General features: G+C 59.3%; 20 protein-coding genes and 1 tRNA gene. 9 read left to right on the forward strand and 12 right to left on the reverse strand.

Annotated elements, in window-relative coordinates; translation table 11 throughout:
* Nucleotides 1-235: 235 nt before the first annotated feature.
* From IK083_03255 to ybaK, 6 genes are all read right to left on the reverse strand, one after another.
* Nucleotides 236-433: a hypothetical protein gene (locus IK083_03255; protein MBR4748574.1), complete on the reverse strand. Its 198-nt coding sequence runs from the start codon at nt 431-433 to the stop codon at nt 236-238.
* Between the two features lie 13 nt (nt 434-446).
* Complete coding sequence (locus IK083_03260; GenBank protein ID MBR4748575.1) at nt 447-1,265, reverse strand: DUF1559 domain-containing protein; 819 nt, start codon at nt 1,263-1,265, stop codon at nt 447-449.
* A 221-nt stretch (nt 1,266-1,486) separates the two neighbouring features.
* A complete protein-coding gene (locus IK083_03265; protein MBR4748576.1) occupies nt 1,487-2,902 on the reverse strand; it encodes a glycoside hydrolase family 32 protein in 1,416 nt (471 codons plus the stop codon).
* Between the two features lie 30 nt (nt 2,903-2,932).
* On the reverse strand, nt 2,933-4,375 hold the full coding sequence (malQ, locus tag IK083_03270; GenBank protein MBR4748577.1) for a 4-alpha-glucanotransferase: 1,443 nt from the start codon (nt 4,373-4,375) through the stop codon (nt 2,933-2,935).
* Nucleotide 4,376: 1 nt separating this feature from the next.
* Nucleotides 4,377-6,386: an alpha-L-fucosidase gene (locus IK083_03275; protein MBR4748578.1), complete on the reverse strand. Its 2,010-nt coding sequence runs from the start codon at nt 6,384-6,386 to the stop codon at nt 4,377-4,379.
* 10 nt (nt 6,387-6,396) lie between these two features.
* A complete protein-coding gene (ybaK, locus tag IK083_03280; GenBank protein MBR4748579.1) occupies nt 6,397-6,873 on the reverse strand; it encodes a Cys-tRNA(Pro) deacylase in 477 nt (158 codons plus the stop codon).
* A 117-nt stretch (nt 6,874-6,990) separates the two neighbouring features.
* Here ybaK and IK083_03285 point away from each other — a divergent pair, with 117 nt between their 5' ends.
* The 3 genes from IK083_03285 (at nt 6,991) to IK083_03295 (ending at nt 10,866) form a co-directional block, all read left to right on the forward strand.
* Complete coding sequence (locus IK083_03285) at nt 6,991-9,123, forward strand: hypothetical protein (GenBank protein ID MBR4748580.1); 2,133 nt, start codon at nt 6,991-6,993, stop codon at nt 9,121-9,123.
* 13 nt (nt 9,124-9,136) lie between these two features.
* The gene (locus tag IK083_03290) at nt 9,137-10,225 is read left to right on the forward strand and encodes an alcohol dehydrogenase catalytic domain-containing protein (GenBank protein MBR4748581.1); all 1,089 of its coding nucleotides are present in this window, start codon (nt 9,137-9,139) and stop codon (nt 10,223-10,225) included.
* Between the two features lie 567 nt (nt 10,226-10,792).
* A tRNA-Pro gene (locus IK083_03295) sits at nt 10,793-10,866 on the forward strand.
* 29 nt (nt 10,867-10,895) lie between these two features.
* Here the strand turns inward: IK083_03295 and IK083_03300 are convergent.
* Entirely contained in the window at nt 10,896-11,336 is a 441-nt protein-coding gene (locus IK083_03300) for a DNA-binding protein (protein MBR4748582.1), read from the reverse strand.
* A 128-nt stretch (nt 11,337-11,464) separates the two neighbouring features.
* Between IK083_03300 and IK083_03305 the strand changes: the two genes are divergently transcribed.
* Complete coding sequence (locus IK083_03305; GenBank protein ID MBR4748583.1) at nt 11,465-12,892, forward strand: PTS transporter subunit EIIC; 1,428 nt, start codon at nt 11,465-11,467, stop codon at nt 12,890-12,892.
* A gap of 36 nt (nt 12,893-12,928) precedes the next feature.
* On the opposite strand, the gene IK083_03310 is transcribed toward IK083_03305, so the two are convergent.
* From IK083_03310 to IK083_03330, 5 genes are read right to left on the reverse strand one after another with little or no spacing between them, the layout of a single operon-like run.
* Complete coding sequence (locus tag IK083_03310) at nt 12,929-13,474, reverse strand: hypothetical protein (protein MBR4748584.1); 546 nt, start codon at nt 13,472-13,474, stop codon at nt 12,929-12,931.
* Nucleotides 13,471-14,793, reverse strand: a complete 1,323-nt coding sequence (locus IK083_03315) for a hypothetical protein (GenBank protein MBR4748585.1) — start codon at nt 14,791-14,793, stop codon at nt 13,471-13,473. The genes IK083_03310 and IK083_03315 overlap by 4 nt, the downstream gene beginning before the upstream one ends.
* Nucleotides 14,790-16,106 (reverse strand): beta-galactosidase, encoded by a 1,317-nt coding sequence (locus IK083_03320; protein MBR4748586.1) that lies wholly within the window; start codon nt 16,104-16,106, stop codon nt 14,790-14,792. The genes IK083_03315 and IK083_03320 overlap by 4 nt, the downstream gene beginning before the upstream one ends.
* A gap of 32 nt (nt 16,107-16,138) precedes the next feature.
* A complete protein-coding gene (locus IK083_03325) occupies nt 16,139-17,194 on the reverse strand; it encodes a DUF2961 domain-containing protein (GenBank protein MBR4748587.1) in 1,056 nt (351 codons plus the stop codon).
* Nucleotides 17,195-17,248: 54 nt separating this feature from the next.
* Entirely contained in the window at nt 17,249-18,289 is a 1,041-nt protein-coding gene (locus tag IK083_03330) for a DUF2961 domain-containing protein (protein ID MBR4748588.1), read from the reverse strand.
* 172 nt (nt 18,290-18,461) lie between these two features.
* Here IK083_03330 and IK083_03335 point away from each other — a divergent pair, with 172 nt between their 5' ends.
* From IK083_03335 to IK083_03355, 5 genes are read left to right on the forward strand one after another with little or no spacing between them, the layout of a single operon-like run.
* The gene (locus IK083_03335) at nt 18,462-19,703 is read left to right on the forward strand and encodes a hypothetical protein (GenBank protein ID MBR4748589.1); all 1,242 of its coding nucleotides are present in this window, start codon (nt 18,462-18,464) and stop codon (nt 19,701-19,703) included.
* Nucleotides 19,696-21,636, forward strand: coding sequence for a methionine--tRNA ligase (gene metG / locus IK083_03340; GenBank protein ID MBR4748590.1), 1,941 nt, complete (start codon nt 19,696-19,698; stop codon nt 21,634-21,636). The genes IK083_03335 and metG overlap by 8 nt, the downstream gene beginning before the upstream one ends.
* A 1-nt stretch (nt 21,637) precedes the next feature.
* On the forward strand, nt 21,638-22,519 hold the full coding sequence (gene ispE, locus IK083_03345) for a 4-(cytidine 5'-diphospho)-2-C-methyl-D-erythritol kinase (GenBank protein MBR4748591.1): 882 nt from the start codon (nt 21,638-21,640) through the stop codon (nt 22,517-22,519).
* Between the two features lie 2 nt (nt 22,520-22,521).
* On the forward strand, nt 22,522-23,289 hold the full coding sequence (locus IK083_03350) for a nucleotidyltransferase family protein (protein ID MBR4748592.1): 768 nt from the start codon (nt 22,522-22,524) through the stop codon (nt 23,287-23,289).
* Entirely contained in the window at nt 23,286-25,160 is a 1,875-nt protein-coding gene (locus IK083_03355; protein MBR4748593.1) for a 1-deoxy-D-xylulose-5-phosphate synthase, read from the forward strand. Before IK083_03350 ends, IK083_03355 begins: the two co-directional genes overlap by 4 nt.
* Nucleotides 25,161-25,229: the final 69 nt, after the last annotated feature.

Consider the following 25,229-nt stretch of genomic DNA (forward strand, 5'->3'; position numbering starts at 1 on the left):
GACCTGCTCACAGGTTTGGTCTCGTGAGTAAATCCTGTTTTTCAAACAAGACTTACTCACGGGACAAGGCCCCGAGCCGAGCCCGTCATTTATTCCTTTTTACTTATTATTTCGTATTACTCATCATTCGTCTTTTGACTGGTGCAGGATATCCCTCTCTGCTGTGCTCTCGGTTCAGGAGAGTCCCTGCGCGCTGCAGGCAAAAAAAACAGCCCCCGCAGGGGCTGTTTTTTTCTTATTGGGGAGGCTGCGGCGCCGCAGGCGCCTCGGCTCCGGGGATAGGCGCAGAGCCCGGTATGGGCATCTTCATCGCGTCCTCCGGGGTGGTAAAGCCTCTTTCGGGGGCTGCCTTTTTCGACTGTATCACCACAGTGATCACTATAGCGATAACAGCCAGGATGATAATAGGGATAGCTACCTTTGGATTTTTCATAGCGCTGCCCCTTTTAGTCGGCGAAGTCGTAGCAGAGCTCGCCTCTCTGATATCTGAAGTCGTTGTGCTTGGCGCCGTCTGAAGGCCAATCCCAGTCCCAGCCGTAGTAGGGATAGCCGGGGAGGGAAGCGCCGAAGAACCAGCGGGTCTGATTCAGAGCCACATTGCCGGCATGTCCGTCGGCAAAGACTACGTTGTCCTTGGAGCCGCCGTCATATACGTTGCTCAGTGAGGGGTGCGGCTTGTGATTGTGATGGGGGGCAAATTCGCCCATGATGACAAGGCCGGCCGGCTTGGGCAGAGCCGATATGACCATAGGGCCTTCCAGAGCGGTGCCTGTGTTGTTGATGGCCAGATTTGCGGGCACGCCGCCGATGTAGCATACTCTTCTGTAGAAGTAGCTGGTGTAATACTTGCCGTTCTGATAGTTGTCAAAAGAGCTCATGCCGTTCTGGCTGGGGCAATGGAATATCTTGCCGTTTTTGCAATAGGGTGAAAGCTGCGCTACGTAGCCGTAGTTCTTGACGTAGTCGGCTATCTTGTCGGCATTGTAGCTGGGATGGAAGCCGTAGGCCCCCATATACCACTCGCCGCCTACCGGGTTGTGGATGCCTGCGGATACACCGTAGTTGTAATCGTACTGAGGCAGGCAGTCTTCCCAGTCTGAGGCATACATGGCCACGGCAGTACCGATCTGACGGCAGTTGCTGAGGCACTGTGTCTGTCTGGCTTTTTCTCTGGCCTGCGCAAAGACAGGGAAGAGAATGGCAGCCAATATAGCTATGATAGCTATAACGACCAACAATTCAATGAGGGTAAAACCTTTTTTCATCGTGTGTCTCCTTTGAAATAGAATGCTTTACACCTTCATCATACATCATTTTACGGGAGGCTGCAAGAGATTTTCGTTTTTTTTTTTTTTTGAAAACTTCAGTCGGCGGCGGGCCGCAGCCCGTTAAAATACTACCAAATAGCAATTCACCGGCTTGTTGTGGTGATATAAGCCGCATCTGAAAAAAACAGCCCCCGCAGGGGCTGTGTCTTCAGGCCGTGTCACTTGGCGATGATGCTCACTCTGGCCCGCCTGAGCTGAACGGGGGCGTGGACTGTGAGGCCGATCCTTTTGCCGTTGGCCCTTGTGGCCAGGGGCATATAGGCTTCGCCGCCGTTGGCGAAGAATTCCACGGAGTCCGTGTCTGTCAGGGCCCTCAGGGTCACTGTCTTCCGGGGCTCCAGCGGCTGATAAAAGTCATTGTATTTCAGCACGGGTTCCTGACCCAGCACCGATACCGTGCCGTTGGGGGTCTCCAGGTTCACAAAATACACGAAGGGGCTGTATTCAAACTCTATCTCGATATCCAGGGCCTTGCCCTCTATGCCTTCGAAGATATTTTTCCCGGGTACCAGGGTCTGCGGGCCGAACTCAAGGGTCTCCCGCCACAGGGTCTCCGTTTCCTTCACCGGGTACCTGAGCAGCCTGAAGCCCCCGGGGGTCTCTCTCAGGCTCAGCTCCACCGGGATGCTCATCTGCTGCGACCAGGGGCGTTCCGGCAATATGGGGCACCTCATCCAGCTGATCTGGACCACCCGGCCTCCGGGAGCGTCGGACCAGGTCTGAGAGGCGTAGTTGGAGTAGGACCTCATGGTCCTGTCCCTGTCCTGAGTGGGGGTAAAGGTCTTGCCGTCAAAGGTCCCCACTATATGGTCCATGTTGCCGCACAGCACAGTCCAGCGCTTCTCTTTGCTGCCCTCAATGGGCAGCTCCCGTATGTCCGGACATTCGTAGCAGCCGGGTATCAGGGAAAGCCTTTCCCAGCTTTTCAGGTCATGGGAACGGTAAAACACGTAGCCGGGGGTTTCGGTCCTGTCCGGGTGCTCGGTGTAATAGAGCATGAGCCAGTATTTGCCCGGGGCGTACCAGAACAGCCTGGGGTCCCGGTCGGTGCCGCCTCTGAAGGGTATCACCGGTTCCTCCGTGAGCTTGCGGAAGCTGCTGCCTCCGTCTGTGGAGTAATAGATGCACTGGCCGTTCAAAAATTCTGTGACGGCGATCAGCATCGTGGCTTGTTCGGGGGTGTTGAGGCCCAGGGTGTTGGGGACATCCATGGCGGCGGAGCCGGAATACATGTCGTATTCTTCTCTGGGGAGGGCGGTCCCCAGCTCTTCCCAGTGGACCAGGTCGCTGCTGACGGCATGTCCCCAGGCCCGTCTGCCGGTGGTGATGCCCTCGGGGTCCCACTGAAAAAACATGTGCCAGACCCCATGGTCATACACCAGACCGTTGGGGTCGTTCATCCAGTTCTTTTGAGGGGTGAAGTGATATACGGGCCGTCCGTATTTTTCGTTTTCCTTCTCCCTCAGCAGCCTCAGGTATTTGTTTCTGAGGGTTTGATTGTCCGTCAGGGCCGAAGCGCCAAGAGCGGAGGACAGGATCGCTATGGACAGCAAAATGGCATATATTTTTTTCAAGATCGTCTCCTTTTTGATCGACCGGGCGTATCAGCAGCTTCTGTGATACATGGCGGTGATGTCCCGGAGAAAGTCCCTCTGCCGGTCTGTCACCTGCTCCCAGTCAAAGCGCCAGCCCCAGCAACCCTCCGGCTGTCCGGGCACGTTCATGCGGGCGGAGCCGTCCAGCTCCAGCAGGTCCTGCATGGGATATACCGCCGTTTCCGCCACGCTCATGGCCGCAGCGGTCATGAGCTGTCGGGATATGGCCCGGCCGTCTATGGACAGATAGCGGCGCACTCTGTCTCTGGTCTCTTCGTCCAGCTCCTGCCACCAGCCCAGAGTGGTGTTGTTGTCGTGGGTGCCCGTATAGACCACCTGATTTTGCCGGTGGTTGTGGGGCAGATACAGATTGTCCGAGCCGTCAAAGGCAAATTGGAGTATGCACATGCCCGGAAAGCCGCATGCGTCCCGGAGAGCCCGCACCCGGTCGTCGATGATGCCCAGGTCCTCGGCTATGATGCATTTTGCCTTGCTTTTGGGCAGGGCTTTGTCAAAGAACTCCTTGCCCGGGCCCGGGAGCCAGCGCCCTTTTGCCGCCGTGTGTCGTTTGTTGGGCTTGATGTGCCAGGCCCGGGAAAAGGCCCGGAAATGGTCTATGCGCACTATGTCCACCGATTCAAACAGCATGGCAAAGCGCCTTTTCCACCAGCGGAAGCCGTCCTTTCTCATGGCGTCCCAGTCATACATGGGGTTGCCCCAATACTGGCCCGTGGCGCTGAAGTAGTCCGGGGGCACGCCGGACACGAAGGCGGGGTCCCGGCGCTCATCCAGCAGGAACTGATCTCCGTTCATCCATACGCTTTCGGATTCGTAGTCCAGAAAGATGGGCAGATCCCCCACGATCTTTATCCCCTTGCCGTTGGCGTAGGCCTTGAGGGCCTGCCACTCCCGGTAAAAGAAAAACTGCAGGACCGCGTGTTTTGAGTTCGCGATGACGTCCCTTTTCACCGGCTCCCAGTCCTTCCAGCCGGAGCCCCGGGTCTCCTTCAGATGCCGGAATACCATATAGGGGATGAGCCAGCTTTTGTGCTTTTCCACGTACCGGTCATATTCCACCGAATATCCCCGGGCGGCAAAGCGTTCCGCCGCCTTTGAGAGCAGCTCTGTCTTCCATGGGGCCACCGAGGCGAAGTCTATCCTGCCGGAGCCGGCTGCCGGGGCGCCTGCGAGCTCCTCTTCTGTCACCAGACCTTCCTCAGCCAGAGCCTTGGGGCTGATGAGCAGGGGATTGGACGCAAAGGCGGAAAGCCCCTGATAGGGGGAGGCGGAGCCGCCCACCGGGGACAGGGGCAGTATCTGCCATAGGCTCTGTCCCGTGTCTGCCAGAAGATCGACAAAACGGAAGGCGTCTTCGCCCAGGTCTCCCATTCCGTATTTCCCGGGCAGGCTGGTGATGTGGCACAGTATGCCGCTTTCTCTTTTGCCGTTCATATCATTCCTCCGTGGTGATCTCGATCATGTCGTGGCAGAGAAAGGCGTCCGACACGAACTGCAGCATCCCGTCCGAGTATTCAAAGGGAATGTCATCTCCTCCGGGCACCCGGCGGACCGACAGGGGCCTTGAGGGGAGCCTCAGGACCACCGGCGTGTTGTACAGGGGAGTCAGGTCCTCTATGATCTCCACCTTGTGAGAGGGTCTCACGTAGCCCTCCGGCGACAGCTCCTTTTCCGCTCCCCGGGTGACTATGTCGGCGCTCAGCAGATGGAGCACCAGACGGCCGGGCTGCCGGGTGAGGGTGGCCCGGGCAGTGGAGGGCAGGCCCACGGTGAGGGTCTTGTCCGGCAGCATGTATTCGATGCCCTTTACGGCCAGCTCCTTGTACACGGTGGCTCCCAGAGAGCCGTATATCTCAAATATGGGGTGGGCGTACCAGAGGACGTTCCCCGCCTTGTTGAGCACTGCTCCGGGATAGGGGGACGCCTTGCCGGCGGGAGCGTGCTGATGGCTGCAGAAGTGCTCCCAGGTGCGGTTGAACTCGGGATAGGTCACTGCGCAAAGCCCCCGGCCGTCGGTGACCCGGGCCTGCCTGCTCTTCATATACATGACTATGGGCGTATCCACGTAGTCCGGCTGCAGGAAGCCTTCGCCCGTCAGGTAGTCCGGCTGATAAGGGCTCACGCCCGCGTATTCGCAGCCCGTGTCCAGAGCAAAGCCCTTCTTCTCCGGGTCCAGTCCGGAGTCGCCGGACAGTATGAGCCTGCCGCCTCCCGCCAGGTAGTCGTTGAGCCTGACGCGGAGCTCCTCGTCTATGAGTATGTCGTCTGCCAGTATCAGGAGCTTGTAGGGCTCAAAGGGAATGCTGCGGTTGATGAGATCAAAGAGATAGTGGCCCTCCAGCAGGATCCTGCCGGTGCCGTTGTCCGCCTCTCTCGCTCCCGTCTCGGCTTCCCGGGACAGCACCCCTATGTCGGCTATCTGCTCCGCGCCGTCGCACCAGGGCTCCTTTTGTTCCACCTCTCTGTAGGCGCTGCCTATGAGCCTGTAGGTGGCCGGGTCCAGCCTGCCGGAGGGGGCCAGCTGGTCGCCCACCGAGCACTTGGAGCCGAAGGCCAGCATCTGCATACATTCGTAGCGCAGGGCGTTGGGGTGCTTGAAGCCGCCGAATTCGCCCCAGGTGGTGTGGAATTTGCCGGTCATGCCCAGAAAATCCAGGTCCAGCTTGCCCGCAAACTTGGCTGACAGGGGGAAATGATCGTAGCCCCAGCCTCCGGTGGGCAGGCTTTCCAGCTCCAGGTGCGAAAAGTATTTCAGGACTTCCGTGTCGTTTTTGGCCACGTGGCCCGAGTTGTGGAACACCCTCATGCGGGGGGTCACGCTGCGGGCAGCCTCGGTGGAGCGGCGGTAATACTCTTCCAGAGCGTGGGCGGCGCACTGCCGTCTGCTCTCCGGCAGGGCGGGGTCCAGCCCCCGGTCACGCATCCATTTGATGCAGGAGGGACACATGCACTCACCCTGGTTGATGATGTCCAGAAAGATGCCGTCGCAATCGGGATAGAGCCGGGCTACCTCCTCGATCTGTCTGATGAGATAGTCCAGATAGGGACTGTGGAAGCACAGCTTCAGGAATCCGGGAGCCAGGGCCCACTGGGTGTAGGTCCTGCCGTCGGGCGTCGGCCGGGCTTCCCGCCATTCGGGATGCCGGTCCGAGATCCAGGTGTCCACCCCGGCGGAAATGTAGATGGGAGCGTTGATGTCCGCAGCCTTACAGGCCTCGTATTGCTCCCTCAGGAGATCCCGGGTGAGATGGGGGTGGGGCACTCCGGTCCGGGTGGGATAGTAGCTGAGGCCGTGATGGCACTTGGCGAAAATGGTGATGGAGTTGACCCGGGCCTGCCGCAGGGTGTCGACCCACTCCGCGGGGTCAAAGCCGGCGCCTATGTCCTCTATGTCGATGTTGGTGTGAAAGTCCAGATGGACCTGTCTGAAACGCAGTTTTTCCAATATATTCCTCTCAGTCTGCCGTGATGTCCGCCGCCGTGACCGGCTGCGCCTTTCTCAGCTCCTCCAGGGAGCACTCAGTCTGGAGCCCTATCCTGCCTCCGGAGAATATGATGAGCTCGCAGTCCTCCGCCGTGCGGTGTATGTAGGTGGGAAACTGTTTTTTCATGCCTACGGGCGAACAGCCGCCGTGGACGTAGCCCGTCAGGGGCAGGAGCTCCCGCTCCCTGATCATGGAGATGCTCTTTTCGCCTGTGACGGAGGCCGCCTTTCTCAGGTCCAGCTCCTCCCGGGCCGGTATCATAAAAACGTAGTGGCTGCCGGAGCGGCCCCGGGTGACCAGGGTCTTGAATACCCGCGAGGGATCCGCGCCCAGCTTTTCGGCTATGGCTGTGGCGCTGAGGGCTTCGGGGCAGGGGTAGGACCGGGCCGTGTAGGCTATGCCCAGCCTGTCCATGATCCTCACGGCATTGGTCTTTTCTTTTTTCATAGTTCACCGCCTGTAATACGCCTTATTATAACATAATGGGGGCAGGGGATTCAAGACGGTTGAACGGACGGGCCGGATGTGCTATAATATAGTGATATCCGTTGCAAGGAGACAGTCATGACAGTTACCGAAGAACTGCGCCGGGAGTTCGAAGCCCCCGTCCGCGGAGATAAGCTGACCTACATATATCTGGCCAGAGGCTTTGCCGAGCCTGCAGACACCGTGAGCCGCAAAAGGGCCAACGGCTGCCGGGCTCTGTTTTCTCTGCCGGAGCCCTATATCTACAAAAACGACCTGATCTGCGGGTGCCTCCGCAGCATCTGGGGAGAGGCGGACCCCGCCGAGGCGGAGGCTGCCGGAGAGGCCCTCAGACAGCTGGGCGGCCGCAGCTTCGGCACCAACGCAGACCACTTTGCTCCCGACTACAGGACCCTGGTCGCCATAGGCCTCCCGGGGATGCTGGAGCGGCTTGAGGCTTCGGTGAAGGAGCACGCAGGGACTCCCGAAGGAGAATATGCCCGGGACATGCAGATAGCCTTTGAAGGCTTTGTGGAGATGGTCCGGAACTATGCCGCCAAGGCGGAGAGCCTGGTGGGAGTAGAGGGCTACGATCCGGACAGGCTGGGCTTTATAGCCTCCAACCTCCGCGCCCTGCTTTCCGGCGCTCCCGACACCTTTGCCCGGGGGCTCCAGCTGGTGTGGCTGTGCCACCTGGCCTTTTTGTATGAAAACCGCTACGCCATGGCGCTGGGCCGCATAGACCAGTATCTGTGGGAGCTCTACGACGCCGACATCAGGGCCGGCAGGCTCACGGAGGACAGGGCGCAGGAGCTGCTGGAAAACGTGTTCATGAAGATCTACGAGCTCCACGCCTTTGTCGGCGGCGACGACGTGGTGAACATAGCCGTAGGCGGCCGGGACAGACAGGGCAGGGAGTCTGTGAATCCCCTGTCTCTCTGTGTGGTGCGGGCCGTGGGAGCCTGCAACGTGCCCGGTCCCAATCTGTCTCTCAGATATACCCCCGGTATGAGCAAGGAATTCGTGGACGAGTGTCTGCAGGTCATAGGCACCGGTCTGGGCTATCCCGCCCTGATGAACGACGACGTGAATATAGCCGCCCTCAGCCGCTACGGCTACGAGCCGGAGGACGTGTACGACTACTGTATGGTGGGCTGCATCGAAAACTTCATCACGGGCTGCCAGCCCCCCTGGAGCGACAACCGCTTTGATACTCCCAAGTATATAGAATATCTTTTCAACAGGGGCAAGGACCCTCTGGGTATCGCCGACGGCCCGGACACGGGAGACATAGACGATATCCGGTCCATGCAGGACTTTATGGACCGCTACGAGGCCCAGCTGCGGGCGGGCGTCAGGAGCTACGTGGACAGATTCTACTCCTACAACGTGATCAAAGACCCGGAGAACTACACCCAGCCCTTCCTGTCCTGCCTGTGCAGGGACTGCATCAAGAGGGGTAAGGACATCAATATGGGCGGCGCCAAATACCCCTCGGTCCACGGGGCCGGGCTCATGGGCGTGGGCACCGTGGCCGACTCGCTGGCTGCCGTGGAAAAGGTGGTCTTTGAGGACCGGGAGACGGATCTTGCCACGCTGAAGCAGGCTCTGCTTAAAAACTTTGAGGGCTATGAAGCCCTGAGGCAAAAGCTGCTGGCCGCTCCCAAATACGGCAACAACGACGAATTCGTGGACAAATACGCCGTATGGTTCGTCAAATTCCTGGCGGGGGAATTCGCCAAATACCGCACCTATGACGGAGGCGGCATCTATATAGCCATGGCCTCCAATATCAGCAACATCTATTCCGGCGCTGCCACAGGCGCCACACCCGACGGCAGGAAGGCGCGGGCTCCCTTGTCCGACGCCTCGTCGCCCACCTACGGCAGGGACGTGAACGGGCCTACCGCCACGGTGCTGAGCCTGACCAAGCCCGACTATTCCGTGTGCGCCTGCGGCTCCGTGGTGAATCAGAAGTTTTCCCCGGACATGTTCAAGGGGGAAAACAGAGACAAGCTCCAGAGCCTTGTCAGGGCCTATTTTGCCCGGGGAGGCCAGGAGATGCAGATCAACGCTACCTCTCCCGAGGTCCTGAGGGACGCCATGCAGCATCCGGAGAATTATGGCAATATGGTGGTGAGGGTGTCCGGCTTTTCGGCAGTCTACGTGAAGCTGGCGCCGGAGGTCCAGGAGGATATACTCCACAGGACCCAGCACGAATCCGCAGAATAAAAAGGAGACAGATATGAAGACAGCCAAAGCGGCGGTGTTTATGGGGGCGGGCAAGCCCTTTGAGGTGAGAAGCTTTGACGTGACCGAGCCCCCGGCGGGCTACGGCATGAGCACACTTGTGGCCAGCGGCATATGCGGCACCGACATACATATGACCCACGGCACCCTCATAGTGGGGTCGCCCTCCATCATCGGACATGAGTTTATAGGCAGGCTGGAAGCCTGCGACCCGGCGGAGGCGGCCCGATACGGACTGAAGCCGGGGGACTATGTGGTGGCGGATATAGCCGTGCCCTGCGGCGAATGCCTGCTGTGCAGGACCGGCGACGACGCCAACTGCGTCAATATGCAGGTGACCAACGGAGGCAGCATAGACGAAGCCCCCTATCTCTACGGAGGCTACAGTCAGGTGAACTACACCCCTCTGAAAAACCTCATCCGGGTGCCCGAGGGAGTGGACCCCCGGGCCGCTGCCGTGTTTGCCTGCCCGGGACCAACGGTGGTCCACGCCTGCAGACTGGCGGAGCAGGCCGGCGTCCGTTTTGAGGACATCGGCAGCGCCGTGGTGCAGGGAGCCGGGCCCGTGGGCATGTTTGCTATCATGTATCTGAAAGCAAAGGGCGTAAAAAAGGTCATAGCCGTGATGCGGTCGGACAAGCCCTTCCGCACCCGGGCTGCAGAGAGAGCCGGAGCGGACGAAGTGATGTTTATGAGCGAGGGCGGCGTCTGCGACAAGCTGGCCGCCGAAAACGGCGGACTGGGGCCGGACCTGTGCTTTGAGGCCTCCGGGGCTCCCGAAGCCATACCCGTGGGTATCGGCGTCCTGCGCAACAGAGGCGTGTATCTGGTGCCCGGCCAGTATTCCAACAGCGGGGGAGTGGAGATCCAGCCCCAGCTCATCACATTCAAGGCTCTCAGGATATTAGGCTCCTCCCAGTATTCCGTCATTGACGTCAGGGACTACCTGGAATTCCTGCGCAGCCACAGCGCGCTGGAAAGCGTCATCCTGTCCATGGGCAGCTTTTACCCCGTGGAGGACGTGAACGCTGCCATAGAGGCAGCCGACAAAGGGGAGAACGTCAAGACCCTGCTGGTGCCTTAAAGAAACGATAATAGCCCTGCCGAACGCTGCGGCAGGGCTTTTTTTTCGCCCGCCCCCGCCTCCGACGGAAGAAAGACCTTGTGTCATCCCGGCCAAAATCGCAACAGATGTAATGCGTCAGCATTACGCGATTTTGGGGAAGGGATCTCGGGGTCCCCGGCGAAAAAGGTTTCGCCGGGGTGTAATTCGGGCGGGACCCGTTTGCCAGTTCCTTGCTCCGTCAGAGACGGAGGGGCAAACGGGGAGGACCCGGTCTCCGGTCCTGACGAGTTTAATGGACATGCTCAAAGTCCGTTCCGACACTGAACCAGCTTTCTTTTCCTCATTTCGTTTCTCGGTTCGTCCGGGCAAGGGGGGCTTCCCCCCTTCGCATACCCCCCCCTTTTTTTCGTGGGTATTGCATACTTTGCCCCAGCGAAACATTTTTCGCCGGGGACTTTATAATATATGGACCGGCCGGGGCGCTATGGGCCTGCAGCTCTCCTGCGCCGGGAGGACCCGGGAGCAGCCCGCCCGGGGCCTCCCGCTTGAAACGGAGCCCCGTTTGTGGTATAATCTTAGTGCATTCGGGAAGTGGCGCAGCTTGGTAGCGCACCTGTTTTGGGAACAGGGGGCCGCAGGTTCAAATCCTGTCTTCCCGACTCCTGTCCGGCTCCTTTGGGCCGGGCTTTTATTTCAGCTTCCAGAAGCCGGTGCCTGTCTCCGGGTCATACACCTTGCGTATTTCTCCGCCCTCCACGGGTCTCAGCTCCGTTTCGCAGGTGTAGAGCACTCTCAGGCTCTTCATGTGTCCGCCTATGACCCGGTGTTCTCCGTCCTTTTTCATGGTAAACAGGGCGTGGGTGTGATGGACCGGCTTCCCGGCGCTCTCGTCCCACATCACGTTGCCGTTCATGGACACCAGCTCCAGCATACCCTCCACTGTCTCCGACTCAAAGTCGCCCTTCTCCGGGTCAAAGGTCATGACCTCCGCCCGGTCGCAGCCTCCTATGCCCGTATAGACCGCAGAGCGGATCTTTTCCCGTTTGCACACCTGCAGGATGGTGTCTATGACCTCCTCGCCCTTGTCGGTCCTGATGTAATAGGCGCTGCCAAAGCGTCTGTATTCCAAAATGCGCCTCCTTTTTGTGTTCTATCTTCTATTTTACTCTCCGGGGCGGGGTCTTTCAACAGGCGGTATTGCGTAAAAGGGCCATTTGTTATAAAATAATACTGTATCTACATAAAAAGGATCTGTATATGAAACACGAAGAATTGGTACAAGCCCTGATCCCCGCTCTGGGAGGCAGGGACAACATACTTCAGGTCATGAACTGCATGACCCGGCTCAGGGTCACCCTCGCAGACCCCGCCAAGGCCGATCTGGAAGCGGTGAAGCAGATAGAAGGCGTGTTGGGCGTGGTGGCCGACAGAGAGGAACGGCCGGAGATAGTGCTGGGGCCCGGCGTGGTGCGCCAATGCGCGGACATCTGCCACAGCATGGGGCTGGGCGCTCCGGAAAAGACCTGGCAGGAAAACAAGGCTGAGATCAGGAGCCGCCAGAAGCAAAGCCCCCTCCGCGCGGGCCTGAAGACCTTTGGCGACATATTTATCCCCCTGATCCCCGGCGTGATCGCGGCGGGCCTTTGCGGCGGTCTGGCGACCCTGCTGGAACAGGCCTATCCCGGTCACAAGGACATCCGGTGGTTTGAGACCCTGATCCAGCTCATGAAGATGATCAACGCCGCCTTTATGACCTACCTCACCGCCTGGGCCGGCTACAGGGCCGCCGAAAAATTCGGCGGGACTCCCATACTGGGCGGCATGCTGGGCATGATCACAGGTCTGGACGGCATAAACACGGTGTCTGAGATATGGGGCCTCTTCAACGCCTCCGAGCCTCTCGCGTCCGTGCTGCGGGTCGGCAGAGGCGGCGTCCTGTCGGCTGTATTCGGAGTGTGGCTCCTGGTGGTTTGCGAGAAATGGCTCAGGAAAAGGATGCCCTCGGCTCTGGACGTGATCATTACGCCTCTTGTCCTCTTGCTGGGCTTTTGTATCCCGTATATATTCGTGGTCATGCCCCTGATGGGCTATATCTCCAACGGTATCTGCTGGGTGGTGGAGCACGTCTGCATGTCCGAGAGCGTAGCCATCAGGGCTGTGGCAGGGTATGTGTCCGCGGCTCTCTTTTTGCCTATGGTGTCCGTGGGTATGCATCACGGATTGGTGGCTCTCTACACGGTGCAGCTCAACACTCTGGGCTACGTGACCCTCTATCCCGCCCTGGCCATGGCCGGCGCCGGTCAGGTGGGCGCGTCCATTGCCCTGTGGATAAAGGCCCGCAAGGTGAAAAACGCCCGTCTGTCCCGGGTCATTGCCGGCGCTTTGCCCGCTGGCTTTCTGGGAGTAGGGGAGCCTCTCATTTACGGCGTCACTCTCCCTCTGGGCACTCCCTTCATCACCGCCGGACTGGGAGCCGGCTTCGGAGGCGCCTTTATCATGGCCATGGAGGTGGCAGCCACTACCTGGGGACCTTCGGGACTTCTGGGCCTCTTTGTCATGACCGCCGGGCCCAATCCCGCCGCCAAGAGCCTCCTGTGCTATCTGACGGGACTGATAATAAGCTACATCATGGGCTTTATCATCACCACTATCGTCATCAAAAAAGAGGAGCTGACGGAAGAATAAAAAAAAGCCGCCCTGCGGGGCGGCCTTTTTTATGCCTTATTTGGTCTTCACGACTATCACGGGGCGCAGCTCCGGATGGGCCGTGGCCACGCCAAAGCCCTCCTTGTTGATCCTGCCCTCGGGCTCCACAAAGGCGGCGTGGATCTCATCGACCCCGCTGTCCTTGAGCCACCACCACACCGGGCGTCTGTCCTTGTCGAAGAGGTTGAAGCAGGTCAGGTCCTTCTTCAGATACTTTTCCGCTTCCTTTACGGTCAGCAGACGCACCTTGAAGCCCTCCTTTTTCACTATCTTCTGCCTCTCCTGCTTGGTGAAGCATTTTTGCAGGAAGTCGCCGTTGAGATACTTGCACACGGAAGACTCCTCCCAGCTGGTCTTTTGGCTGATCTCGTTGTACTGCTTTCTGCCCAGCGAGTCCCTGCACAGCAGGAGGGCCGTGCCGTTGGTCTCTTCCAGCACTATCCACCTGATGGCCTTGGTCTGTCCCTTGTCGTCCTTATATTTGCCCATGATTATCTGCTTGGCGCAAAGTGCCGGCAGGGCCATAAGGGCTATCACCAATACTGCAATAAGCTTTTTCATTTTACTATACTCCTGTATTCGCGTATTTGCTGCGACGCCAGGGCTCTCCATGCGTCGGATTGGTCCTTGTTCATAAATTCTCCCCCATAGGGGTGGTCGATATCGGGCTCGGCGGCTATGTGGGTGTCCACCATCTCGTTCCAGCTGTAAAAGCCGAAGCCGTCGCCTATCCTGGCGGCCTGAGCCCCTATGCCATAATAGTCCGTCTTTTTCTCCCGGATCATGAAGTCGGCCATAGCCCTGTAGGTGCGGTAGGTGATGACCAGATGCTGACCGGTGTCCTTTTGCCACTTGATAAGGGCGTCCTCCGTCTTTTTGCTCAGATATCCGGTGCACCTGAGCACGTTGATCTCCGCGTGGCGGGTGGTCTCCGGCGTGGCGGCTCCGTAGGCTTCGTAGCCCCGGCCGTGGGGATGCTGAGAATACATCTCGTAGGGCAGCTCGGTGGCTATCAGCAGGTCGGGATATTTGTTTTTGAGCCGGCGTTTGATCTCCGCCATGGCGTCGTTCTGCACTCTGGCCCGAAAGTCTATCTGATCCTTGATGGCGCGGGTATGCCGGGCCTTGCCTGCCAGATAGGCCTCGAAGTCAAAGAGCTTCATGTCCATGAGCCTGATCTCGTCGGCGGAGCCGAATCGGGTGCCCCAGGCCTTGTTGATGCCGGCTATGTCGGTGTATTTTGCCAGCAAGTGCTTGCGGAACAACTGGCAGGATACCTCGTCGTCGGAGCCCTGCCATTCCAGCTCCACGGTGATGGCTATGACCGGCTTCAGCTTGCCCTCGTCCCACACTCTGAGCAGGGCCCCGTCATTGAGATATCTCTCCAGATACTCGTCGCAATAGCGGTAGCCTGCCTCGATGGTGCCGGCGTCATAGGGGATGATGCGGTCGGGCTTCCCTTCGCTGTCAAGACCCAGCTTCAGCTCGGCGCCGTAGGTCTCTTTGATGCGTTCCATGCGGTCCGGGGAGCCCAGGTCTGCCCATTCCTTGAGGCTCAGCCAGGGCAGGATCTCCAGCCCGGCTTCCCTGGCCAGCCTGTGGCCCCTGTCCAGCCAGAACCATTCCAGGGACATAGCCTGGATCCATTCGCTGTCTATGAACAGAGTATTGCAGCCCATGGCTTTTATCTGCTTCAGATCCTTCAGAACGAGGGCGTCGTCGGTGCGCCAGGGCTCCCACCAGTGGAAGAAGTAATAAAAGCCGCACAGAGGGGAGTTGTCCCGGGTCCTCAGGGTGGTGTCCCTGCCGGCGGCCTGAGCTGCGCCCACTGCGGCAGCCAGCAGAAGCAATGCTGCCAATATACCGGTCAAGTGTCTCATTTTGCCTTCTCCAGATACTCCTTTATCTGCTGGGAGGCCAGACCCTTCCAGGCCCGGGACTCCTCGGGGGTGAATATCTCAAATTTGCCGATGGGATTCGACAGGTCCGGCTCGGCTGCTATATGGGTGTCCACCATTTCGTTCCAGCTGTAGAAGCCAAAGCCGTCTCCTATCCTGGCCGCCTGGTCGCCTATGCGGAAATAGTCAGTGTCCGAGCCCTTAAGCACCGCCTGTTCCTTGCCCTTGTAGGTGCGGTAGGTGATCACCAGATGCTGCCCCGTGTCCTTTTGCCACTTGATCAGGGCGTCCTCGGTCTTTTTGGAAAGCAGGCCGGTGCACCTCAGCACCGTGATATCGGCGTGGAGGGTGGTCTCGGGAGTGGCGGCGCCGTTTATCCTGTAGTAGAGCTCTGCCGGGTGGTCCGTAAACATCTCGTGGGGCAGCTCGGTGGCTATCAGCAGGTCGGGATATCTGATCTTCAGCCGCCGCTTGATCTCCGCCATGGCGTCGTTCTGCACCTTGGCCCTGAAGGCTATCTGGTCCTCTGTGGCCCGGTCGAGCTTTGCCTTGCCGGCGCTGCAGTCCTCTATATTAAAGAGCTTCGGGTCCATGAGCTCCACCTCGTCTATGCTGCCGAGCCGGGTGCCCCAGGCCTTGTTGAGCCTGTCGGTGTAGGAGTATATGTCCTTCAGATACTTCCTGAAGCGTTTGTTGGTCTCTTCGTCGTTGGAGCCGGACCACTCCAGCTCCACGGTGATGGCCACCACGGGCTTCAGCTTGCTGCCGTCCCTGACGCGCAGGATGGCTCCGTCCGAGAGGTATCTGTCCAGATAATCCACGCAGTAGCGATAGCCCGCCTCTATGGTGGCCTCGTCATAGGGGATGATGCGGTTGGGCTTGCCGTCGTAGTCCACGCCGGTCCTCAGGTCCACGCCGTACATCTTTTTGACCAGGGCGACGCGGTTCTCGCCTCCCAGATCGATCCATTCCTTCAGGCTCAGCCAGGGGAGTATCTCCAGTCCCGCCTCCTTGGCCAGCCTGTGGCCTCTGTCCAGCCAGAACCAGTCCCGGTCGATCATCTGGGACCATTCGCTGTCCAGAAAGATGACGTTGCAGCCCATGGCCCTGATCTCCCGCAGGTCGCCGAGGGCCCGGGCGTCGTCCGAGCGCCAGGGCTCCCACCAGTGGGTGAAGAAATAAAAGCCGCACAGGGGCGAGTTGTCCCGGGTCCTCAGGGTGGTGGGCCTGCCGGCTGCCAGAAGGGCGCCGGCGGACAGCGTGAGGATCAGGAGCATAGCAAAAACATATCTCATATATTTTCTCCTTGTGTGTCAGATGTCCTGTGTTACGGTGTGTCCAGATAATAGTAGGCCGTGGTGATATAGTCGTTGGCCAGAGGGATGTATTCCTTGTTCCAGCCCAGGTCAAACATGGTGACGCGCAGGTCCTTTTTGAATTTCACCGGGTCTTTCACGTGCCATCTGTAGGCCATGAACCAGTCCTCGGCCCTGCCATCGCCGGTCTCGCTGTGGTTGATGCAGTAAAGGCCTGAGTAGAGGCCGGACACAGTGGTATATACCACCCCGTCCACCTCCCAGGCGTTGGAGCCTCCGAAGTAGTCCTCCAGTCCGGTGAAGTTGACCGTGGGCCTGTCCTTGTCCCCGTCTATGTAAAAGCGCACCTCTCCCTCGCACCAGCAGCCGCAGCCCCTGGCTTTTTCGGCGTCGCTCCGCAGACACAGGGCCGTGCCCGCATATTTGCCCGCGCCTTTTACATCCAGAACGGTAACGGGCACCCCGGGCTTTACCGGGATGTTTTCCCTGTATTCCGTGTGGAACCGGCCGGCGTTCTTCGGCAGCTTCTTCAGGGTCCCGTTTATGGTATAATAGCTGACCCGGGCCCGGGAAGAGGTGTTCTCCAGGGTCATGCGGAAGCTCTTGCCGAAGGGCATGGCCCAGTAGCAGTTCATGCCCAGTCTGGGAGAGATGAACACCTGGGACGAGTCCAGCACCGGATATTTTTTGTCGTAGTGGTTCACGTTGGTGGGCCGGGCATGGGCAAAAAAGGCGGGCAGGGGGCACTCCACGGCGGGAGTCTTGGCTCCGTCCCAGTATATCCTCAGTATGAATTCCGGCGTCACGTCGCCGCCGAACCATATGCTGTCTATGGTCCCCGTTCCCTCATAGTCGGCGAGCGCAGCCGTTTCTCCGGGGCCGACGGTGATGGACGGAGAAGGCTTCAGACCTCCCCTGAGTTCGGATACGGCTCCTCCGCCCCGGGCGCCTGTGGGGTTCTCCGGAGAGATGGCAAAGGAGACTTCGTCCTCCAGCTCGTAGAGCTCTGCGGCGAAGATGGGCGCCGCAGCGGCAAGAATGGCAACAGACAGTAAGATGAGCATCATAGTTTTCATTGAGTTAACCTTGCCCCGGCCGGTCCGCCGGGGACGCCGGTCCCGTCAGGGCGTGTCCAGATAATAATATGCGGTGGCGCGTACGTCATCGGCCCGGGTCTCAAAGCCGGTGGTGTCCCGGTTCCAGCCGAGACTGAAAAGGGTGGCCTTCAGATCCCTGGCAAAATAGATGGGGTCCGCATCGTGCCATCTGTAGCCCATGAACAGGTCTCCCTTGTAGCCGTGGGTGCCGGGCGCCCGGTTGATGCAGTAGAGGCCGGCGTGAAAGCCGGATACCGTGTGGTAATCTCCGCCCACCGTCCAGGCAAAGGAGCCGCAGAGATAGTCCTCCAGGCCCGTAAAGTTGATGGTGGGCCGCTCCCCGTCCCCGTCGATATAAAAACGCGGCTCGCCTTCGCACCAGCAGCCGGGGCTCTCGGTCCTGATGCACAGAGCCGTGCCCACGTATTTGCCCTTCCCCTTTATGTCGGCAAAGACCACCGGCTTTCCCTTTTCCGCGGCGCCTTGCCGGTATTGGGTATGAAAATAACCTGCGCTCCCGGGGATATGCCTCAGAGTCCCGTTGATGGTGTAAAACGTGGTCAGGGGACGCTCCGACTCGTTGGTCAGAGTAATGCGGAAACCCTTCCTGAAGGGCATTTTCCAGTAGCAGTTCATGCCGTGATTTGGGCTGATAAGTATCATGGAAGAATTGAGCACCGGGAACCTGCCGTCAAAATGGTTTACGTCCACGGGAGAGGCGTGGGCAAAAAAGGCGGGCAGGGGACAGTAAACTGCCGGCTCTTTGGCTCCGTCCCAGTATATGCGCAGGGTGAAGTCGGGAGAGACTTCGCCGCCTATCCAGATGCTGTTTACGGTCCCTTCGCCACTGAAGTCCGCTATAACGGCGGTCTCCCGGGGCTGAACGGTGACTGCGGGGGAGGGCTTCAGGCCACCCTTGGTTTCCGGCAGGGCCCCGCCTCCCTTTGCCCCCGATGGGTTTTCCGCAGACAGGGTGAAGGAGGAGGCTTCCTCCAGGGTAAACATTTCTTGCGCGCAGATGCGGCAGGGCAAAAGAGCCGCCAGCAAAAGGATCAACAGGTACACGTCTCTCTCCTTAAATATGATCTTTGAGATATAATACAAGTCATTATAACATATGACCCGGTCTTTGTCAAACGCTTTTGCCCGGCGGCGTCTCTATTGCCCGCGGAGCGTTTCTGTGATATAATATAAATGAACAAATTAATCGAGATAAATACCCTAAAGGATATAACATATGCCAACAGTAGTAGGGGTCGCCTTCAAGAAGGCCGGCAAGGTGTACAACTTCGGCACCAACGGGCTGGAGCTGCGCGAGGGCATGAACGTCATCGCTCACACCAAGCGCGGCTGGAAGATGGGCATGGTAGTGACCAACCCCAAAGAGATCACGGAAGAAGAGATAATAGGCGATTTTTGCGAGGTGGACCGCATCGCTACCCGGGCGGATATGGAAAAGGTGAAGAGACACCCGGCCATAGCGGCGGAGCATTTCAAGGTCTGCGAGCAAAAGATCGCCGAGCACGGGCTGCCCATGCGCCTTTTGAGCGCCGAGCTGTCCTTTGACGAGTCCATGATCACCTTTTTCTTTGCCGCCGAAAACCGGGTGGACTTCAGAGAGCTGGTCCGGGACGTGGCCGGCGCCATCCACCTCAAGGTGCAGCTGATGCAGATAGGCGTCAGAGACGAGGCCAAGCTCATAGGGGGCTACGGCTCCTGCGGCCGGCAGCTGTGCTGCAGCCTGTTTATGAGCGACCTGTCCGTGTCGGTGAGCATGAAGATGGCCAAGGACCAGTCGCTGTTCCTCAACCCGGCCAAGTTTTCCGGCTGCTGCGGCAAGCTCATGTGCTGCCTGAAGTTCGAGAACGAGTTTTACAGCCAGATGCAGAGCGCTCTTCCCGCCGTGGGAGTGTATCTGAACACGGACAAGGGCGTGTGCAAGGTCAAGGAGTACAACTACATAGCCGGCACCGCCATTCTGGTGGGCGAAGAGGGCTCCAGCTTCACGGTGCCTCTTGCCAAGCTCAATATGGAGGGCCTGTGCCGCAAGCACGGCATCCACACGGAGAACTGCGACGAGAATTGTCAGACCGTGGACGTGGAAAGGCTCAGGGAGCTGGGAGTCATGACCCTCAAAAAGGACGAGGAAGAGACTCCCTTTACCATACCCTCCTATGACGGCAGCACCTCCATCAGCTTTGACTTTCCCGAGGAAGAGCCCGAAAGCGAGGGCAAGGCCTCGAAGAAAAAGCATCGCCGCAGGCAGTCCGCTTCCAAAAACGGCAACAATCAGAAGATGCCCAAGGGCCCCAAGCCCTTTACCATGGGAGGAGACGACTCTCCCGATCTGGGCATCGTATTCAGGGATCTGAAGGACGAAGCGAACCAGGCCAAGAAGAAAAAGAAGCACAGGCCATCAAAGAAGAACAAGCCGGGCGCCCCGGGCAGCCCGGAGCAAAAGGATACTGCAAATGAGTAAAAATTATTATATAACCACTCCCATTTATTACGTCAACGACGTGCCTCATATAGGCAACGCCTATACCACCATCATAGCCGACTGCTTCAGCCGGTACACCAGGCTCATGGGGACGCCCTGTCATTTTCTCACGGGCACAGACGAGCACGCCACCAAGGTGGCGGCCGTAGCTCAGCAGAAGGGGATCCCCACCAAGGAATTCGTGGACGGACTGTCGGAGGCCTTTCAGCAGGTGTGGAAAAACCTGGACATAGAGTATGACGACTTTATCCGCACCACCGAGCCCCGCCACAAGGACGTGGTCCGGGCCATATTCAGCCAGCTGCTGGACCAGGGCGACATATACAAGGGCGTTTACAAGGGCTGGTACTGCTCGCCCTGCGAGACCTTTTTCCTGGAGAGCGAGCTGGTGGACGGCTGCTGTCCCAACCCGGAATGCAGACGGCCCGTGCAGCTGGTGGAGGAAGAAAACTACTACTTCAGACTGTCCGCCTACGGCGACAGGCTGCTGGCATACATCAAGGATCATCCTGATTTTCTCCTGCCCGAGTCCCGCAAGAACGAGGTGGTGGGCTTTATCAAGCAGGGCCTCAAGGACGTGTCCATCACCCGTAAGAACACGGGCTGGGGCATCACCGTGCCCGGCGACGACAACATGGTGATCTACGTGTGGTTTGACGCCCTCATCAACTATATCAGCGCCGCCGGCTATCTGGCCGACCCGGACAAATTCACCTCTCTGTGGCCTGCGGACCTGCAGCTCATGGGCAAGGACATATTCGTCCGGTTCCACTCCACCTTCTGGCCCGCATTGCTGATGGCCCTCAATCTGGAGCTGCCGAAGCACATCATAGGCCACGGCTTCTGGACCATCAACGGCGAAAAGATCTCCAAGAGCAAGGGCAACGCAGTGAGCCCCGCCCAGATGGCGGAGGAGCTGTCGGAAAAGTCCGGCGCCTCCATAGAGGTGTGCAGAGACGCGGTGCGCTATTATCTGGCCAGAGAGACCACCTTCGGAGTGGACGGCGACTTCAGCTTCGACACCTTTTACGGCAGATACAACTCGGACCTGGCCAATGACCTGGGCAACCTGCTGAACAGGTCTCTGGGCATGCTCACCTCCTACAACGAGGGCCGTCTGCCCGCGCCGGTGCCCGGAGCCCTGCGCATAGCCATCACAGACGCTCAGGCGGAATACGTCAGAGGCATGGAAGCCTTTGCTCCCAATCAGGCTCTGGACGCCGTGTGGGACCTCATCAACGCCGGCAACAAATACATACAGGACAGCATGCCCTGGCAGCTCAACAAGGAGGGCCGCAGGGAGGAGCTGGACCTGGTGCTGTTCTCGGCTCTGGAGGTCATCAGAGCGGCGGCCATCATGGTGTCTCCCTTTATGCCCAACACTGCCCGGGAGATCCTGAAGCAGCTGGGCATAGGCTCCCGGGAGTTCAAATGGGAGGACGTGATCAGCCCCGATCCCTTTGCGGGAGCCGAGGGCATAGCGGCCCGGCCCATATTCCCCAGAATGGGGGGCAAGGGTGACAAAAAGCAGCAGGCTGCTCCCAAAAAGGAGGAGCCCAAGCAGCCGGCAGAGCCCGCCGGCAGCGACGACACCATATCCATCGAGGATTTTGCCAAGCTGGATCTGAGAGTGGGCAGGATCACTGCCGCGGAAAAGGTGGAGGGCGCCGACAAGCTCTACAAGCTCACCGTGGACCTGGGCTCCGAGACCCGCACCATCTGCGCGGGCATGGCTCCCTATTACGAGGCGGATTATATGGTGGGCAAGGAGATAGTGGTCATAGCCAATCTGAAGCCCCGGAAGATCAGGGGCATCCTGAGCCACGGCATGATGCTGGCCGGCGAGGACGCCAACGGAGTCAAGTTCCTGAGTCCCGAAGGACAGCTGGAGCCCGGCTCAAAGATCAGATAGTATGGAGATCAAAGCCTTTGCCAAGGTCAATCTGACCCTGGAAGTGGGAGAGAGGCGGCCCGACGGCTACCACTCCCTGAGGAGCATCACGGCCTGCGTGTCCCTCTGCGACAGGCTGACCGTGACCCTCAAAGAAGGCGGGAAGATAGACCTGGACTGCTCCGATGGGAGCATACCCACAGAGACCAACACGGCATACAGGGCGGCTCTGGCCTTCAGAGACGCCTTTTGCCCCGGTCTGGGAGCGGAGATCAGGCTGCAAAAGCATATACCCAGTCAGGCGGGCCTGGGCGGCGGGAGCAGCGACGCCTCGGCGGTGCTGCTGGCCCTCAACAGGCTCTGCGGAAGCCCTGCCTCCCCCCGGGAGCTGGCGGCTCTGGGAGCCGGTCTGGGCTCGGATATGCCTCTCTTTATTTACGGAGGCATCTGCCTTATGGAGGGCAGGGGAGAGAAGATCACCCCCTTGCCGGACTCCTTTCCCATGGACCTCATACTGCTGAAGCCCGGGACGGGAGTTTCCACCCGGGAGGCCTACGCCATGCTGGACCGGCGGGGGACCGCCGGGAGCCTGACAAGCCCCCGCAGCCTGCCCGGCAGCAGAGAAGAATACTACAAGATAGCCTGCAACTCCTTTGAGGAGCCCGCCGCGGCCCTCAACGGTGAGGTGCCCCTGGCGGCGGCTCACCTGAAGGCAGCCGGCGCGGAGTTCACCCTGCTGTGCGGCTCCGGGTCCGCGGTGATGGGAGTATATGAGGACCCGGCGGCCCGGGACCGGGCTCTGGAGCAGCTGCTCCGCGCCACAGATATGCAGGCTCTGCCCTGCAGAATAATGACGAGAGAAGAATACGCAAGAGAGATGTTCGGAGACATCACGATCCTGTAGCCATGAAGATAGACGCAGTAGTATTGGCCGGCGCTCCGGCCAACGAATTTGAAGACGAAGTCCCCCTAACCTCCAGAGCCATGGTCATGCTGGACGGCAAGACCATGCTGGACCGGGTGCTGGAGCCCATATCGGCCAACGAAAGCATCAGCCGGACCTGCGCCGTGGGTCACGTGGTCTCCGATTGTGCCGACGCCATACTGGAGCCGGGCGATACTCTGGTGGACAACGTGAAAAAGGCTCTCTCCGAGTTCGTGGATGCTGAGTACGTGCTGCTCTCTACCAGCGACATCCCTCTCATAGACTCCGACTCCGTCTCCGACTTTCTGGCGCAGGCCCTGGAGGAGGACTGGGATCTGGTGTATCCCGTCTGCCGCAGGGAAGTGGCGGAGGGCCTCTATCCCGACCTGAAAAGGACCTACGTCAGGATAGCCGACGGCGAATTCACCGGCGGCAATATGATGCTCATCAAGACAGACTATTTTGACCGTCTCCTGCCGGTGCTCTCCAAGCTCTACGAATACAGAAAGCAGCCTGCCAAACTGGCCGGCCTGCTGGGCCTGCAGATCATATTCCGTTTTCTCCTCTCCCGGATCAACACCGCCTTTCTGGACCTTGCAACCATCGAAAAGCACGCCTCGCGCATATTGGGAGGCGGCAGGATGAAGGCCCTCATCACCGGCCATCCGGAGATATGCGAAGATCTGGACAAAAAAGAGGAGCTGCCTCTCTATGAGGCCATTCTGAAGGAAAGGTCGGACAGTATATGATCAAGGTCAACAGCCCCGAGGATCTGAAACATCTGTCTCTCGAAGAAAAAAAGCAATATGCTGCAGAGCTGAGAGAGACCATCATCCGCACGGTATCGGAAAACGGAGGACATCTGGCCTCCAACCTGGGAGTGGTGGAGCTGACTATAGCCCTGCACAGCGTGTTTGATTCCCCCAGGGACAAGATCATCTGGGACGTGAGCCATCAGGCCTACGCCCACAAGCTCATATGCGGCCGTTCGGAGGAGTTCCATACCCTGAGAAAGCCGGGAGGCATCTCCGGCTTTACCAACACGGGGGAGAGCCCTCACGACGTCTTTACCTTCGGACATGCCGGAGCCAGCATCTCCGCCGCCATGGGACTGGCCAAGGCCAGGGACCTGAGCGGAGGCAGCGAGCGCATAGTGGCCGTCATAGGCGACGGCTCCATAGGCTCGGGCCTGTGCTTCGAGGCCCTGAACAATCTGGTGTCTGCCAGGACCAATCTGATAGTGGTGCTCAACGACAACACCATGTCCATTTCCCGCAACGTGGGCGCCTTTGCCAAGCATCTGACCAAGCTGAGACTGAAGAAAAAGCTGGCCAAGCGCTACAGGGATATCAGGGCCATGCTGACGCCCCTGCCCGGAGGCAGCTTTTTGTACAGGGCCATCAAGGGCATCATCAACGGCTTTATCCGCCTGTTCCAGTCCCAGCAGGGCGTCATGTTCGAAGAATTGGGCTTCAGCTATCTGGGCCCCTATGACGGGCACAATATAGCCGAGCTGGAGGACGTGCTGTCCGCCGCCGGCCGTCTGGGAGGCGGCGTGGTGGTGCACGTGATCACCAAAAAGGGCATGGGCTACTGTCACGCCGAGGAGCACCCGGACAAGTTCCACGGCATCAGCCCCTTTGAGCAGGATTCGGGACAGGTGATAGCCAGGTCCGCGTCTCCCTCCTTCACCGAGCTGTTTTCCAAAAAGCTGGTGGAGCTGGGTGAAAAGGACCCCCGCATCACCGCCATCACGGCAGGTATGGCGGACGGCACCGGCGTCAGGAGCTTTGCCACCCGGTTCCCGGAGCGCAGCTTTGACGTGGGCATCTCCGAGGGCCACGCCGTCACCTTCAGCGCCGGCCTTGCCAGAGGCGGCCGCATACCGGTGGTGGCCATTTATTCCACCTTTTTGCAGAGAGCCTATGACAGCATAGCCCATGACATCTGTCTTCAGGGACTGCCGGTGATACTGGCCATAGACCGGGCCGGGCTGGTGGGGGACGACGGCCCCACACATCACGGAGTCTTTGATATAGCCTATCTCAGGCATCTGCCCAATATGACCATATGCGCTCCCCGCAACGGAGAGCTGCTGGGCGCCCTGATGGACTTCGCAGCCGCCAGCGGCTCGGCCGTGGCAGTCAGGTATCCCAGAGGAGCCGCCCCCGAGCCTTTGGCAGGGGAGCCGGCCTTTGAGGGAGAAGCTCAGTGTCTCCTGAGAGGCAGCGACGCCCTCATAGCCGCGGCGGGCCCCATGGCATACACGGCCCTTCGGGCTGCGGAGCTGCTGTCGGCAGAAGGCGTCAGCCTCGAGGTGTGGGACCCCGTGTTCCTGAAGCCCCTGAGCCCTGCCCTCTGCGCCCGCATGACAGAGCTGGGACGCCCTGTGTTCACTCTGGAGGACGGAGCGGCCGCCGGCGGCTTTGGCTCGGCGGTGGGAGAAATGCTGACGGAGGCAGGCTGCCCCGGGCTCCACGTCCACAGCTTCGGCATCCCCGACAGATTTGTGGAGCATGGCGGAGTCAAGTATCTGAGAGAGCAGCTGGGCCTTTCGGCGGAGGCTGTGGCCGCAGAGATAAAAGCGCGGCTGGCAAGCTGCCGCCGGGACAATGGGTGACACGGCAGAGAGGACAGAGACCTCTCTTTTTTTTGCCCCGGGCGCCGAACTGAATATAAAAAGGACCAC

It is taken from the genome of Abditibacteriota bacterium, from assembly GCA_017552965.1.
Taxonomy (GTDB): domain Bacteria; phylum Armatimonadota; class UBA5829; order UBA5829; family UBA5829; genus RGIG7931.

Coding starts and splice junctions, on each gene's coding strand:
- IK083_03335 (MBR4748589.1), top strand. CDS start 18,462: ATGCCAACAGTAGTAGGGGTCGCCTTCAAGAAGGCCGGCAAGGTGTAC.
- IK083_03290 (MBR4748581.1), top strand. CDS start 9,137: ATGAAGACAGCCAAAGCGGCGGTGTTTATGGGGGCGGGCAAGCCCTTT.
- malQ (MBR4748577.1), bottom strand. CDS start 4,375: ATGAACGGCAAAAGAGAAAGCGGCATACTGTGCCACATCACCAGCCTG.
- IK083_03350 (MBR4748592.1), top strand. CDS start 22,522: ATGAAGATAGACGCAGTAGTATTGGCCGGCGCTCCGGCCAACGAATTT.
- ybaK (MBR4748579.1), bottom strand. CDS start 6,873: ATGAAAAAAGAAAAGACCAATGCCGTGAGGATCATGGACAGGCTGGGC.
- metG (MBR4748590.1), top strand. CDS start 19,696: ATGAGTAAAAATTATTATATAACCACTCCCATTTATTACGTCAACGAC.
- IK083_03305 (MBR4748583.1), top strand. CDS start 11,465: ATGAAACACGAAGAATTGGTACAAGCCCTGATCCCCGCTCTGGGAGGC.
- IK083_03310 (MBR4748584.1), bottom strand. CDS start 13,474: ATGAAAAAGCTTATTGCAGTATTGGTGATAGCCCTTATGGCCCTGCCG.
- IK083_03315 (MBR4748585.1), bottom strand. CDS start 14,793: ATGAGACACTTGACCGGTATATTGGCAGCATTGCTTCTGCTGGCTGCC.
- IK083_03255 (MBR4748574.1), bottom strand. CDS start 433: ATGAAAAATCCAAAGGTAGCTATCCCTATTATCATCCTGGCTGTTATC.
- IK083_03325 (MBR4748587.1), bottom strand. CDS start 17,194: ATGATGCTCATCTTACTGTCTGTTGCCATTCTTGCCGCTGCGGCGCCC.
- ispE (MBR4748591.1), top strand. CDS start 21,638: ATGGAGATCAAAGCCTTTGCCAAGGTCAATCTGACCCTGGAAGTGGGA.
- IK083_03285 (MBR4748580.1), top strand. CDS start 6,991: ATGACAGTTACCGAAGAACTGCGCCGGGAGTTCGAAGCCCCCGTCCGC.
- IK083_03355 (MBR4748593.1), top strand. CDS start 23,286: ATGATCAAGGTCAACAGCCCCGAGGATCTGAAACATCTGTCTCTCGAA.
- IK083_03320 (MBR4748586.1), bottom strand. CDS start 16,106: ATGAGATATGTTTTTGCTATGCTCCTGATCCTCACGCTGTCCGCCGGC.
- IK083_03260 (MBR4748575.1), bottom strand. CDS start 1,265: ATGAAAAAAGGTTTTACCCTCATTGAATTGTTGGTCGTTATAGCTATC.